The organism is Shewanella sp. SG44-6 (assembly GCF_014164185.1).
Lineage (GTDB): Bacteria > Pseudomonadota > Gammaproteobacteria > Enterobacterales > Shewanellaceae > Shewanella > Shewanella vesiculosa.
Map to the genome: position 1 here is coordinate 1 of NZ_JACJER010000118.1, position 14,272 is coordinate 14,272.

The 14,272-nt window shown below is 38.1% G+C and carries 16 protein-coding genes and 1 pseudogene; 5 read left to right on the forward strand and 12 right to left on the reverse strand.

Features of this window, described 5'->3' with window-relative positions:
• Positions 1–166: 166 nt before the first annotated feature.
• The 12 genes and pseudogenes from H5185_RS17320 to H5185_RS17375 all read right to left on the reverse strand — a co-directional run bounded on the left by H5185_RS17320 (position 167) and on the right by H5185_RS17375 (position 8,637).
• Positions 167–484 carry a hypothetical protein gene (locus H5185_RS17320; RefSeq protein ID WP_182742710.1) on the reverse strand — a complete coding sequence of 106 codons (318 nt, stop codon included), beginning with the start codon at positions 482–484 and terminating at the stop codon, positions 167–169.
• A 454-nt stretch (positions 485–938) separates the two neighbouring features.
• Positions 939–1,679 carry an endonuclease gene (locus H5185_RS17325; protein WP_182742711.1) on the reverse strand — a complete coding sequence of 247 codons (741 nt, stop codon included), beginning with the start codon at positions 1,677–1,679 and terminating at the stop codon, positions 939–941.
• A 277-nt stretch (positions 1,680–1,956) separates the two neighbouring features.
• Entirely contained in the window at positions 1,957–2,496 is a 540-nt protein-coding gene (locus tag H5185_RS17330) for a transcriptional regulator (protein ID WP_182742712.1), read from the reverse strand.
• Positions 2,497–2,536: 40 nt separating this feature from the next.
• Positions 2,537–3,025: pseudogene (locus H5185_RS17335) on the reverse strand (IS3 family transposase); the annotation flags it as partial.
• 141 nt (positions 3,026–3,166) lie between these two features.
• Entirely contained in the window at positions 3,167–3,697 is a 531-nt protein-coding gene (locus H5185_RS17340; protein WP_182742713.1) for a competence protein CoiA family protein, read from the reverse strand.
• Between the two features lie 484 nt (positions 3,698–4,181).
• On the reverse strand, positions 4,182–4,544 hold the full coding sequence (locus H5185_RS17345) for a hypothetical protein (protein WP_182742714.1): 363 nt from the start codon (positions 4,542–4,544) through the stop codon (positions 4,182–4,184).
• A gap of 16 nt (positions 4,545–4,560) precedes the next feature.
• Entirely contained in the window at positions 4,561–5,031 is a 471-nt protein-coding gene (locus H5185_RS17350) for a hypothetical protein (protein ID WP_182742715.1), read from the reverse strand.
• Positions 5,032–5,107: 76 nt separating this feature from the next.
• Entirely contained in the window at positions 5,108–5,566 is a 459-nt protein-coding gene (locus H5185_RS17355; protein ID WP_182742716.1) for a hypothetical protein, read from the reverse strand.
• The gene (locus H5185_RS17360) at positions 5,556–6,065 is read right to left on the reverse strand and encodes a hypothetical protein (RefSeq protein ID WP_182742717.1); all 510 of its coding nucleotides are present in this window, start codon (positions 6,063–6,065) and stop codon (positions 5,556–5,558) included. Before H5185_RS17360 ends, H5185_RS17355 begins: the two co-directional genes overlap by 11 nt.
• A gap of 9 nt (positions 6,066–6,074) precedes the next feature.
• Positions 6,075–6,530, reverse strand: coding sequence for a metal-dependent hydrolase (locus H5185_RS17365; RefSeq protein WP_182742718.1), 456 nt, complete (start codon positions 6,528–6,530; stop codon positions 6,075–6,077).
• 2 nt (positions 6,531–6,532) lie between these two features.
• Positions 6,533–7,276 (reverse strand): hypothetical protein, encoded by a 744-nt coding sequence (locus H5185_RS17370; RefSeq protein ID WP_182742719.1) that lies wholly within the window; start codon positions 7,274–7,276, stop codon positions 6,533–6,535.
• Positions 7,277–7,290: 14 nt separating this feature from the next.
• Positions 7,291–8,637, reverse strand: a complete 1,347-nt coding sequence (locus H5185_RS17375) for a hypothetical protein (RefSeq protein WP_182742720.1) — start codon at positions 8,635–8,637, stop codon at positions 7,291–7,293.
• Positions 8,638–8,851: 214 nt separating this feature from the next.
• Here H5185_RS17375 and H5185_RS17380 point away from each other — a divergent pair, with 214 nt between their 5' ends.
• The 5 genes from H5185_RS17380 (at position 8,852) to dnaN (ending at position 13,846) form a co-directional block, all read left to right on the forward strand.
• Entirely contained in the window at positions 8,852–10,024 is a 1,173-nt protein-coding gene (locus tag H5185_RS17380) for a PD-(D/E)XK nuclease-like domain-containing protein (RefSeq protein WP_182742721.1), read from the forward strand.
• 54 nt (positions 10,025–10,078) lie between these two features.
• On the forward strand, positions 10,079–10,777 hold the full coding sequence (locus H5185_RS17385; protein ID WP_182742722.1) for a recombinase RecT: 699 nt from the start codon (positions 10,079–10,081) through the stop codon (positions 10,775–10,777).
• 11 nt (positions 10,778–10,788) lie between these two features.
• A complete protein-coding gene (locus tag H5185_RS17390; protein ID WP_182742723.1) occupies positions 10,789–11,733 on the forward strand; it encodes a recombinase RecT in 945 nt (314 codons plus the stop codon).
• Between the two features lie 2 nt (positions 11,734–11,735).
• Positions 11,736–12,686, forward strand: coding sequence for a hypothetical protein (locus H5185_RS17395; protein ID WP_182742724.1), 951 nt, complete (start codon positions 11,736–11,738; stop codon positions 12,684–12,686).
• 71 nt (positions 12,687–12,757) lie between these two features.
• The gene (gene dnaN / locus H5185_RS17400) at positions 12,758–13,846 is read left to right on the forward strand and encodes a DNA polymerase III subunit beta (protein WP_182742725.1); all 1,089 of its coding nucleotides are present in this window, start codon (positions 12,758–12,760) and stop codon (positions 13,844–13,846) included.
• Positions 13,847–14,272: the final 426 nt, after the last annotated feature.

A 14,272-nucleotide genomic window follows, 5' to 3' on the forward strand; every position in this document is an offset into this window, starting at 1 on the left:
GTGAACAAAATATAAGTAAATAACACCTATTGCCTTATATTTTGTTCACTAACTTATTTTTGGACATGTGTGAGTCCGTCTATGATCTAATTTAGATTTTCACGGATTAGCATAGATATCGAAAACTAGGTTGATGCAGTGCTCCGGCTGGCTCGGAACAATTTATCTACTCAAGTTTGGCTACTACACGTTTTTTGCGAGGTTTAATTGATGCGGTAGATTGCCTTGCTAAATCTTCAAGTGTTAATCCTTGTGCTAACAATAAATCTTGAATTTCTTTAATCTTAGATGCTTTAGCTGCATTTTCAGCCTGCTCAGTATCCTTTAGTTTTTTGAGTGCGTTATAAACTGTATTAACTCGGTTTACTAGTTTGGTAACATCTTCATAATGAAGCTCCGAAAACAGACCTTTAATACTGTTTCTGTTGCTTAGAATTTCTAGTGCGATAGCACGTTTTTCAGTGATAGTGTTAGCTTGGCTCATTTGTATCTCCTACAATTTAAATAAATTCGTATCACAATATATTACCTCAATGAAAAAAGTTCTAGAAGTTAAAGACATGGGTTTATCAATGAAAAGTGTCATGATTATATAAATACAGTAATAAAATACTTTCACTAAAAAATGGCGGCATGCTTCAACAGGTAGATGTAGTCAGCAAAAATTAGTCAGTTTTATAGAAACGATGTTAATTACACTACTAGTTGTATATCCGATAAAAAATTTGTACTTTAATGATATTTAAAATGCACTTTTAACGTGTTTTAGCGCTTTATTAGCTCGTTCTGCATGTAATTATAAAAAATAGAATATGCAGCGTTTACTGCATATTTAGTCACATTTTATCAATTTACAACGAGAACACATCTATCTGTGTGGAGTCAGTATAAGCATTGCAATAAGATGAAATACAGCAGTCAACTAAACAGTTAATTCACTATTGAATAGATTCGCAGCGACTATCAACAATCTTATTTGCATTGCCTTGAAGCTTTTCAATACGTTTAGAACGTTTACATTCCCATAGAGAAACAGGATCTTGTTTGTCCCAAACCTGCATTAATTGACTTTGTTGCTTACTCATTTTGTATTTAGGATAAGTCTGTTCCATATACATATATGTTCGAGCGATAATGCCACGAGCCGCTATCGGAGGTTGAGCCTTGCGATTATCAATTCGCATGTCGCAATTACCAAAATCAGATTTCGCTGATGGCAGCATAGTAAAGTTGTAGTTACTACGTAGTGCATTGACGGCACCAATTGCAGGGAAAAGATTGTGCATATCGGCCTGCATATATCGATACTCTGTATTCATCTTCTCAGCACACTTTCTTCCCTTAAATGACTTTCCTTTGCTATTGACACATTCGTTATGACCATCACGCCATTCACTAAAAGCCCGGCCAAAGTTCTCAGCAGGAACCACATGTTCCCATTCGACTTTTTTAGCTCTTTTTAAATGAGTAGTAGTCACAAAGCCTTCTGGAGCTTCGATATTCTTTTTAGCGTCAAATTTTGCACCACAGTAGAGAGTCAGACGATGATCTTGATAGACCTGTCGCTCAAGCATCGTTTTAGCTTTAGTAAATGAGTCGTTAGACCTATTACCTTCAGCAACAGAAACAAAGCTAAAAATAAAAAGAGTCAGGGAGAGTAAAATCTTAGAAATAGTCATAAATAAATATCTTAGAAATAGAATAACTAGATAATGCCTTAATTTAGTAGCCAAATAAAATCGACAGATATTTTGACTCATTTCTGGACAAAGCTTGTTAGAGTTAAAGAGCTTCGAGTAATGATTGTCATTAGGGAAAGTATGGCTATCGGATATGCGGTAATGTCGCGTTAAGGTGTGAGCAACGTGACCACCTAACCTAAACCATTGTGCCGTAGACACTAAAGCTGATACAAACCCAAAATGCCAAGCGCTGAGCATCACTCTTAGTCTCTTGTTATGCTTCTGCCCAACGTATATTCATAAACTCGTTTAGTTCTTCGATGTTCTCTGCATATGCATAAATAGAAATTTCTTGAAGCTCAATAGCTTTTGCAACTGCATAGCGATGATGTCCACCTTGAAAAATAACTTCTTTATTTTCAACAGGCTTAATGACTGGAGGCGTGATTGGTTTACCCTCTGATAAATATACAATCATTTTTGCTAATTTAGACTGAGAGCCAAGTTTCCAAAGTTCATCACCATCTCTGCGACTATAATGGCATAAATATTTATCGAACTCTTTTAAAGGCATATGTCCAAGAACAAGTCCATTTGAGTATGTATTATCAAATACAGACTTACTTATACTGTCAAAACAATATCGCTGACATTCAGGACGGTAATCCCAGTTAAATTTTATTGTTGGCCAATCTTTCGGTTTTTTGTTGTAGAATTCTTTCGATTTGTTACGTAATTTTTCCCGTTCCGCCATAGAGCGATTGTAATCTTCTGCGCTCTCATACCCAAAGACTTGAGCCAATTCATCGTCCATTATTGATATCTATCCTCTTATAAACCTAATGTTGTAGTGGTCAAGTAAAATTGGCCACGGTTTTAGAGTCATTCCAATATAAACGTTCTGACTCATTTGGCGTTAACCCACCATTATATTGATGGGGTCTAGTTTCACTGTAATATCCAGTGATGTAATTTGTGATCGCTTTATCTGCTTCTGTAAAATTCCCATAGCCATTTACAGGTACCCATTCAGATTTCAAACTTCTAAAAAAACGCTCCATTGGTGCATTATCCCAACAGTTTCCTCGACGACTCATACTTTGCTCAATCTGAAGACGCCATAATAACTGCCTAAATTTTAGGCTAGTATAATGCGAGCCCTGATCGCTGTGATACATCACATTCTCAGGCTGCCCTCTTAACTCAAATGCCATTTTCAAGGCCTTACAGGTCAGCTCACTGTCAGGCGATAATGACAACGCCCAACCAACAGGTTTACGGGAAAACAGGTCTAGAACAACCGCTAAATAGGCCCAACGATTACCGACCCAAAGTAGAGTAAGAGGCAGAGCGTAGTCGAACTATTTCTCTGCTTCTCCTCTCCGAACCGTACGTGCACCTTTCAGCGCATACGGCTCTCCGCTTAATTGTGGCTAACAGCCATGGCAACATCGCTATAGCGAGACGTGACAGTATTTCTAATTTCATCTCTGAGGTAGGGGTTTGCTTCTGGTGTCTATAAAAGTAAAATCGCTAAAGTCCAACTCAATGACTGAAACATTAACCTTTTTGTAATCTATGCGTTTCTGTTGATCGACTTCATGAGTCACTTTAACTTCAATTAAAATTTTTTCACCGGCGCAATAACCTGTCACGTCGGGAATGCGCTTAGTTGGCCGTAAACTTTTTTCTAATTGAATCTCATCAAATTGGATATCTAAAGAAGTAGGGTTCGTAAAACCAATTGGGACAGTCAGCCTTTTATATCGATCTAGATATTCTTTGACCTTGATGTGAAGTTCGCTCTCACCAGACCATTGACAGTTGATTGCATCATTATCTTTATGATGTGAAAAATGCCATTGGTTTTTAGCGCCTTGCTTGGCTTCCAGTTGACCATTGCAATCGATACATATGCAATTACACTCTAACCCATTATCAACGTTATCAATGGAAACTATCTCTCCAGTACGGTTTATTGCATACGTCATTTTTACTGAGTTGAGACGTGCCATGACAAGACCTTCACATTATTCAATTAACTTCTCACTACTTAGGGGAATTAATCCCCCTTATTTCTTATTCAGGTTCCCGATTTCGCTGCATTGATAATGAGGATTACCGATCACGATTAGTGCAATTATTGCCGATAATACACAAATAACACCGAAAATATATTGAACAGTTATATGGCTTCTAGTCACAAGAGATATAAGGCCTGTTAAAACCGAAACGCCTAGGAAAAATAAATACATACAACCGTATCCTATACTGTCTTATTAAGTTTATTTAAATGTTCACCTATTGCAATGTAATGATTACCCGTAAGCCTGTCGTGAGAACACTTAGACATAAATGAATAGATGTCATTATTAGGCGTCATCTGCTCGAATACCCCGACCATAAGATCATCTATAAAGACTTCATTTGTTCCAATTTTTTGATGCTTTTTTACGATTAATGTCATGACAACTGTCCTCTATGTTGTTTTACGGCTTATTAAACCGCCTTTTTCTTTAAGCTAAAGCTACCCTTTAAAGGTTGGTATCTCGATACTGTGGACATCAATACTTTCGTCATTATTTGCATTATCCACGCCATGTGACCTACTTTGACCCCCTCGTGTCCATACAGAGTTCTAATGCGAACAATTAAGGTTTTATATCGGGTTAATTCATCACCTTGAAAAAAACGAAACCCCTCTTCTATCACGCCTTTATCAATCGGTTTAAATTGGTTTTCAATAATGAATTGTGCAGACTTTAATCCTTTTACTTTTCTTAAAAATACAAATGATATTCCAAGGCAGATCATGGCTATAACCATGAGTACATAAGGATGATTACTAATTTCTACAAACATTTCTTTTCCTTGCTTCTCAATTAATCGTTGTTAACACCAAGGAGTTATCTGCATAATCACTAGCCCTAAAGGTAAAGTTGATGCCCTCATGTCTAATGATAAATTCGTTTAGCCCTAAAAGGTCTTGGTGCTGGGTTAAGGCTTCTTTTACAAGGCTATTACACCAACTGCTAATCCCACGTTCGCCATCGAATTCATTAATGAATCTATGCAAATAGAGGGTACTAAGCCTATCTATTGCATGAAGGGTTATATCAAATGAAATTCCTAACACCTGGCTATCGATATAATTGCGTCTCTCGAGCTCGGCTGAAGCCAAAGACTTTTGAATCTCACTCGATTTAGAATGAAACTTTATTAATTTTAATTCTCTACCACGAAGCCGGGTGTATCGTTTACCTTTACAGGTTGAGAATGTGCACATTACGTTATGCGTTGAGCAGTCTTCATCTGTTTTTTGAATTTGATGATCTAAAATTGTGTTCATTAGCTATGCCTATTAATGTGAGTTGTTTGATAGTTATATCTTTACACTCCATTCAAAACCGGCAACTGGGCCAAAATCATTTGATTTTAGCGTGAAACAATTCATATTTTTTTTTAAATTCTTGACTCATTTTAAAATAAATAACAGAGTCTTCTACCGATTTAATCAACTCAAATGCCCCCATCGAACCATGGTGGAACGTTTCATTTATGGGTAAGAGCGTAAACTCATAATCATATTTTATTACTCCCTGGTTACACATATCCATGGTGGATTCTTGCGGAGTAATTAGAACTTGCTTAATGGGTGTCCGTTTTCCATTCTTTACAAAAAATTCGTTCGTTATGTCGACGCCATCAATGCCTTGAACGTTTGTATTACAAAAGCCTTCTGCAGCGACCCAATCACCATAGACATTGGTTGTCATCTCAGCTTGCACTGATTCTTGGTTATTTTTAGAATCAGTAATATACCAAGCCGCAGCTGCGCCCAACACGCCTAAGACCAACACTGTTTTGAGTAGTCTAATGTTCATAGACACCCTCATTTGATATTAGCCCCGAGAACAGATGGTTATAACAATTTATAAAAGTATTGATCATGTAATAAATATTTCGCTTGGTCACTCCACCATTCATGTGAATATCAACGCGGTATATTGTAGCGTCGTTACTCTGGTCTATGGTGTAAAGTCGTCCTATTTTGGTGTTCTGATTGAATTTTGAAATAAAATTTAAATCAAAGCCAACAGGCAGCGTTGCCATAATGCCAAAGAAAGTCTCACCATTTCTCGTTGACCAAGAGCTATTACTGAAAAATAGTACCCTGCCAGCTTCAATGTTTATGCTAAACATTGAATCATCTGCAGCGAGCGCAACATCGGCATTGCTGAAACTAAACTCATTAATAATATCTACTAGTTCTTGAGTTGTTATGCGTTCGTATACCTCGGCTGAAACAATATCCGGTATTTCACTAACATCCTCTTTGGATAAAAGCACTTGATCTAAAAAGTCATCTTGTGTCGATTTCATATAACGTCCTTAATAAATGATTGATAAGCCCAGTAAGCCGAATGCAATTATCGGCTCAATCACACTGCCTGATGAACACAACTTTATACCCACGCGCCTCTGAAACGGCCAAAATAATGGTACTCCACTATCAGACACTAAATCCGCCAGCAAATGAGAGGCATACCCAATCATAAAGGCTAAAATTAAAGTCATTGTACTTGGCTCATAACTAAAAACCCATAATATGATGACAAATGGCCACAATGAATGAGTGATCTGTCTATGCCCAAATAAGCCTGATAACGGCAATGAAATAAATAGAAAGCGCCTTCCTATCGTAGAACTTGGATGGTCCAGATCTGGTAGCAAAGAGCCCACATAAATAGCCACCAGCAGCAACCACAACGGCAATGCAAAATCAGCGTGTTTTACAACGGTAATAGCTACCGCTGTGGTTACGACTAGATGGTTACGAAACATCATAATTAATTAACCATATCCAAAAAGGTCGATTTAACTGTGCTTTTCACTGTTTCTGGCTTAGGTTGTTCAACTGGCTTAACGATAGTTTTAGGCTTATCTGACAACACCATTTGTTGTTGCTGCATTAATTCCATCTTACGTTCATGGTCTCGTTTCGCTTCATCAGCTTTACGATTACGTTTTGCTTCTAATCGTCGCTCTAAGTCATTAAAAGCTTCTAGTTCGCGAGCATCTTGAGAATCAAGCTTAATGCTTTGAAGCACCTTGTTGAATTCATCATATGGCAGTTTTAATAAGCTATAAGCCTGAAACCGTCCGTCAGGAAGTACTTGGATTTTTTGGTCTACCATGTCGTAACCAACAATCGGAACCGAATCAACCAGCTTGTCGATTAAGAACTGGCTCGTTTGCACGAGTGTGCCCATCCCATTTTCACGCTCATATACCCGTTCAGAGCCAGAAAGCTCTTGTCGATAGTTTTTAGCTAGCTCGAACTCAGCTTGTAAACGTGCCTTTTTCAATGCGTGATTCATGTCTTTTGACGATGCTGCACCTACACCCATGATGCCCAGATCATCATTTTTAGGCGGATTTAAGTACCAATCTGGCACGCTAGCCAATTGAGCATTAGCATTATCTACGGCTTTTTCTTTTAGTGTTTCTTGATGTTCAACATACTGTTCTACGGGGTCAGTCGCACAACCCGCAAGCAATAATCCAATAAACAATAATGATAATTTATTCATTTGTGAGTCCTTAATTAATAAAATGCAATTTGTCTGCTTTGAAAACGTAATAGTTTGCCTGATACGTCTTTCCACTTATGCGATGTTATATCGTATGTTTCCCCCTCAACCTTAAACCCAACTTTTAACCCGTTAATGGCTTTTGCTTCAGGCATAAATGCCGACATAGTGACGTCTTCAATCAAAAGGTTGCTGATGTTCACTTTGAACTTTTCATCACCAATATTGATGTGCAACCAAAAGGATGTATTCGATAATTCTTTAAATGCATCCGTAAATACTATGGGGTCACTTGGCATTTGTGCCATAGGCCGCATATTGGTATAACCGGTTTGATAGAAATTCATATTTTTATAAGCATACTTTTTTGAACTTCCACACCGAATTTGGTTATTGTCATCACTGAATGACTTCGCACCAGGCGCGTAATAAGGGAGAAATTCAAACAATGAATCACCACAATATTTCGGCCTTAACACTTCTTTGACCTCAACTTCCTTTAACTTGGTATACACCAGCGCGTCACAGCCATAAAAGAACTTATTACATAATTCAACGTCTGCACCGTTTTGCAATGATGGATACCAAGGCGCGTTGTAATCACCCTTTCGATTTATCGTAACTCGGATCTTAACTTCCGCAACTGCGTATTCATGTGGAATAATATCAAGCACTTGGTAGTCAACCATTGGGTTGGCCATGAATGGCAACACAAACATTTCATAAGCTGCAAGCAACTCAGCTTTCAATTTCCCTTTACTTGTAGTGCCTTGCTTATGAGCCAGTAATTGATTTTTAATCGCATCACCGTCAATTACAGTCAATGAACTATTTAACGCTGCGTAATAACCGGTAACAACAAGAGCATCAAGATTGCTTAACGTGATATTCCGTTTCATCTTTTCAATTACTGCTGATAGCTTTTGGTACTCATTCGATAAATCATCTATGGTTGATTCCAATAGCCGTTCACGCTTCTCACTCCCAAGCTTTGCTTGCATCGCTGAAATATCTACCGACACATCGGCCGTAACGTGTAGCACAATTCGACCATCCTCCAGTCCTCGTTCATATTGAGTATTAAACACACGAACATTGGCCCCTTGAGCAATTAAACCTTTCTCAATAATTTCATCCGTTTTGCTATCGTAATGCGTATCGAGGCTTACAAACTTTGGCGTCATTGATACAGCGTTTATCTGCAACATTGATTTTGCTCTGTTTACAGCTTGGTCAATTGTCTCGTTATCTTCCAAATACACGGAAGCTGATAAAGCTTTGAATTCATATATATGCTGACTTTCTGAAAAGGCATAACTACTCACTAACAGCATTAATATACAAAATAACCATTTTCCCATTGATAACTCCCTATTCGATATAACAGATATATCAAATGTTTTCGTTTTATCGTCTTAACATCGTGTCTATTTGGGACGCGCTATTTTTTATTTCATTTTTACACATCTTTAAAAACGCGCAACTGCACATTAAGTTATTGATTAGTAATGCAGTTGCGGGTTTCGACTTTCATGTGATTATAAATATTAGAAATCGAAACAAAAGGGTTTAATTATGAATACGGCGCTCAAATCACAATCTACTTGGCATGACTTTATTCAACCTGCCTACGGAGCTAATGGTAAGGCCAACTTCCTTACCGATTCTGGTGATATTGTTGAGGGTATTTATACTGATATGCCTAATGCCGTTTACCATTCCTTAGACGCACACAGTTCTACGGGGATTAAAACCTTTGCCAAAGGTCGCCATCATTACTTTCGACAATACCTTTCAGATATTTGCCGTCTAAGATCTAAACAACAAAAACATACATTTGATGCGGGCACTTATGGACATATGCTTGTGCTTGAACCACACAATTTTCATGGTAATTACATGAAAAACCCGACCCCTGATGATTTCCCTGATTTACCCTTGATTGATACTATTCCACAGCTTAAAGAAGCGTTGGCTAGCCGTAACTTGCCCGTTTCAGGCGCAAGAATGGCATTAGTGGAGCGCTTATACGAAAGCGACCCTATATTGCCTATTTTTGAAAAGCTACGCGAAAATGCCATCTGTAAATTTTTAGATGCTCGTTATGCAAATTATCTTCGCACTGATACAGAACTCAATGAAATGGCAGCATTTTATGGTATTGATACCTCGTTAGGCCGTGATATGAAAATTGAATTAATTCTCGAAATTAGTCCATCTCAACCTATTTGGGAAAACCTCATTGAACAACACGTTATTGACCATATCGTATGGGATGATGCCTTTCGAGTTGAAAAAAGTACCCGAGCGCACCCGAAAGCAGATTGGTTAATTAGTGACGGTTATCCAGAACTCTCTATGATTGCTCGATGCCCTAAAACGGGGTTACTGCTTAAAGTTAGATTTGATTGGCTGCGTAATGACGCGATTGCCGTTGATCTTAAGACCACCCTTACCACTAACCCCACTAAGTTTGGCTATCAGATACGTGATCTTCGTTATGATTTACAGCAAGTCTTCTATACCTACGTGGCTAATTTGGCTGGCGTTCCAGTAAAACACTTTTGTTTTGTCGCCACAGAGTACAAAGACGCTGACAATTGTGAAACCTTTGAATTATCAGAACGAAAAGTCACTGATTCAACTGATGAACTGTTTACTTTATTGGATGATTTCAATGAAGCCCTCTCCACAGGCAATTGGTATGGCCATGATAAAAGCCGTTCAACATGGGTATTAGATGTGTAGTTGCGGGTTTAGCAATCTGATTTACATTAAACCTATCTTTTTTAGGAGCCAGTTATGAATATCATCCCATTTCAACATGTTTTCACTGAAAGCTTTGCATATTTAAGTTCCCAAGTCATTGGCCAATCAATTGATCTAAATGAAGAGATTAATTATTTAAACCATATCATTTTTAATTCTGAAAACACGGCGACCCCTTTTAGCGAGGCGGCACCATGGTCTGTCTACGAATTATTATTGAATATGTGTCGTTTAGGCCTATCCCTTAACCCTGTGAAGAAACTGGCTTATGTAATGCCCTCTTATACTGAAACAGGTGAATTGCAACTTAAACTCTATCCTGGTTATCGTGGTGAAATCGCCATCGCAACTCAATTTAATGTGATTAAAAATACCAGTGCAACACTGGTTTACGAAAAAGACCAATTTAGAGTCCAAGTGGCTAATAACGACGTTGAGCATTTTGTCACGTCTTTATCCATTGACCCCAGTGTCCGTGGCGCTTGCACTGGCGGGTATTGTCGCAGCGTTTTAATGGATGGTTCCGTCCATGTTTCTTATATGAGTATCGAGGAATTAGATGCTATCGCCCAAAATCAAATTGAAATGAAAATGGGCAATACCCCATGGAATAGCATTTGGGCAACGGAAATGCGCCGTGTCGCACTATATCGACGCGGGGCTAAAGATTGGCGCAACATGATTAACGCATCGAGTGATACGCGCTCTGCTCTTTACTCTACTGAATATTAGGATTACTCAACATGAATACTATCAAATCTACATTAGAACAAATGACAGATGCTTTTGCTCACCCATTGAATAACCAACAGCTAGATGATATCGCTAAGTTCGTTACCGACTCATTAAGCACCCGATTTCAATTCGGCCATGATTTCTTCACGATGAAAGATGTGATCCCTACATCGCTGGTTGAAGCATTATCGCCTTACATTGATTCTGGCTTACAAATCACTGGAGACTTAATGGAGTTAGAAGCTCGCTATCATGAAGCTAAATTCAGCTTTGAATTTGAAATTAGCCATAGCTTGAGCGGCCTTGTGTCATTGCTTAAAACCCAAACTAGCATTGCAAATATCGTGATCAATGCCGTATATGAAAATGACTCATTCAAACTCGATCATGCTAATCAAAAAGTATTTCATGAGGTGTCTGCTGAACCAAGTGAATTACACGGAGTATACTGCATCATTGATATGGAGAATGGACAATCGTTCTTATCTCAGATGTCTGCAGAAGAAACCAAACAAGCTATGTGGGCAAACACTCATGACCGCTTGAACGGCGTCAATCCTTATACAACGAATACGAAAAATTTGATGTTTTATAAAGCATCATGCTTACGTCGCGGCCTTAAAACGATATCAGCTTTGAATAACTGTGGTGACATTCAATTAGTTTCTACATTGTTGAATTTGCATGACCGTCAATTCAATAAAGCAAAAGCGCTACGCAAAGTAATGCCGTTAAATAACTACAAATTTCGTGGCTGTTCAAAACAACCCAGCTCAATTGACCAGATTTTCAAACAAGAACATGGGAATGTGGTGATACCGTTCTCTCAACCTGTAAAACCAACGGTGAAAAATAAGAATGTCGTTAAAGAGGACTCTACTAAATGGCTCACTGAACTTCCAGAAGATTGTATCGAGTCATGGAGTGAAGACACATTAGGCGTGGGGTTTTAATTATGCATCCTTATAAATTTATTGAAAAATTAATCGTGCTACAACATCCAGATACGAAACATATTGTACGGCTCATGATAGAGCATGATGGCCAACAAAATTACGGCCTACAACGTTCCATCCTTAACAATGGAACGACCCGGCATTTCTATAATAAGAAAATTTGGCATTCAGCTTATAACATTAAATTGGAGCTCAGTCGGCGGGTGTCTGACTATGAAGAAAAGGGTTTTGACATGATGACTGAAATTTCGCTTCGGCCGAATGATGTCCCGCCCTGTCCTGAGTTTAATTACTCTACAAGTATGATTGAACCCGATGAGAATACCTTACCCATTAACCCAACAGAGATGCCAATATTTGTTGATTGTAGCTTCCATCAATTATCTGTTCGGGATTTACGCTATAACACTGAAGTTACCAATGAAGAATTACTCACGTTTTTTAAGGATTTACGTAAATCAATCGAGTTTCTCCCTTTTGCAATGGTAGCGATATGGTCTGAAAAATCGATAAAAGTTCTGAGTCTTGAATTCCGCTCAAAACCTCAACCCAAACACGCTATAAACTATATATTGATGCTTTCTAGTAAAAAAAATAGTCATTTTATGATTGTCGATGCCACTGGACCGGGTTCTAACCAACAGTCACAAGAAAGCAATCAAAGCTATGCAGTGTTAGCAGGGGGCAACTTAACATTTCATGTGGCTTCTACGTGGAAAATTGCCAAGGCTTTCTTAGAGAAGCATCCTCACGCTGCTAATTTTTCGGTTTACGGCATGGATTCAGATAAGTTTATGAAAGTTGGAGAAGACATCTCATTAGGCAACTTTAAACGCTCAGGTAATGCTGAAATACTGTTTACTCATGTGAATAGTCAAATAGCTAACATAACATTCATTCGCTCACTTGAATTTGACGTGAAAATTGATAATTTGAATAACCTAATTTGAGATAGTTGCGCCTTTTAAAGTGTATGTAACCATAGAACACATAGCTCACAACACAAACAAAGGCGCTCAATATGTTCACTTTACCGTTAGATCAAAAACATCGTATTCAAACTATTTGCAATCACGCTAATAGTAAAGTTAATCCAATTTTTGAACTCGTTTTAATTGAAGCTGATAATGGTCAAGTCCGATTTAGCGCCTCTAATGGCACTCAGTTCAACTCATTAACATTACCTGCACAGATTGACACCCCTGTATCGTTTAGCATGTCAGGCAAGCGATTAAGTGCCGTATTGAACGCTTTATCTGCCGATATCGCAAAGTTTGAAATAAAAAATGAAAGTCTATTAATGAAAAGCGGCAAAAGTAAATTGAAGTCGCCCATTTTTAATGCCGATGAATATCCCTCTGCCCCCATAATAAATGCCCCTATTTCTACTATCCAATGTTCCATTTCACAACTCACCTCACTATTTAATTCTGCGAGTTACGCGGTGGCAAAGAATGATGTTCGAAATTATTTGTGCCACGTAAATTTGAAGATAGACGATCAAGTCGTTATGGTTTGCGCCAAAGACGGCCATCGACTTAGCCAATTACAACATAGGAATTTAACATGTTCTGGAAATGGTAATTACTTAGTGCCTACATCATTAATGGCGGCTGTATTAGCTCAAAACTTGGACGATGATGAAGTTGTGAGTATTGAATTTGATGAACAAAAAGCCTCTATTGTCAGTCAAGACACCTCTGTTATATCAATCCTTGGTGATGGTAATTACCCTGATACCAATCGAGTAATACCAACTGATAGACGTAACGGAGTGACATTTAATTTGGCAGAGCTAAAGAGTACCGTTAAACGATTTCATGCTGTAGCGGCTCTTGAACGCATTCCCGTTATTAAATTTGATATTGGTGAAACCGTGCAAATGTCGGTATCAAGTAGCGACCAATCTAACGAGTTTTCAGAGTTGATAGAGTCCGAAATAAACCAATGTGAGAATTTGATAGTCGGCGTTAATCCGTCCTGTCTTGCTGATGCGCTTGCAAAACAGTCTGGTGAAACCGTGACATTTTATTTTACCAAAAAAACGGCTATATTAATTACTTTTGATATTAGTGAGTTAGTTACTCTAATAATGCCCGTTAGAGTCTAACGGTAGATTTGTAAATGTTTTATTCTCACAAAAAAGTCCATGAAGTGAATACCTTCATGGACTTATTTATATATTTTTACCTAATCTTCGGTAAACACCAATTCCACTGGGTAATAAGCGCATGTTGGATTATGCTCAAGCCTGAAGGCTTCTAAAGCAGCCTGAATCTGGTCTTGTATGACCATATTAAAGTTTGATAAAAAATTAAGGTTGTCATGAGCGGTAACAACGCAATAGTTTGATAATTTATCTGAGGACGAATGTCATTTCTTGATAATAAAGTTTGATCATTTTCAAGCTCACTTTTGGACAAAAGCTAGTTAGATTTTTTACTCTATTTAATTGGTTTCGGATTAATATTTGTAAGGCAATTATAGAACGTTATTAAAGCCGATGAACAGGTGGTCCTTCCGCCTTGCATGAATG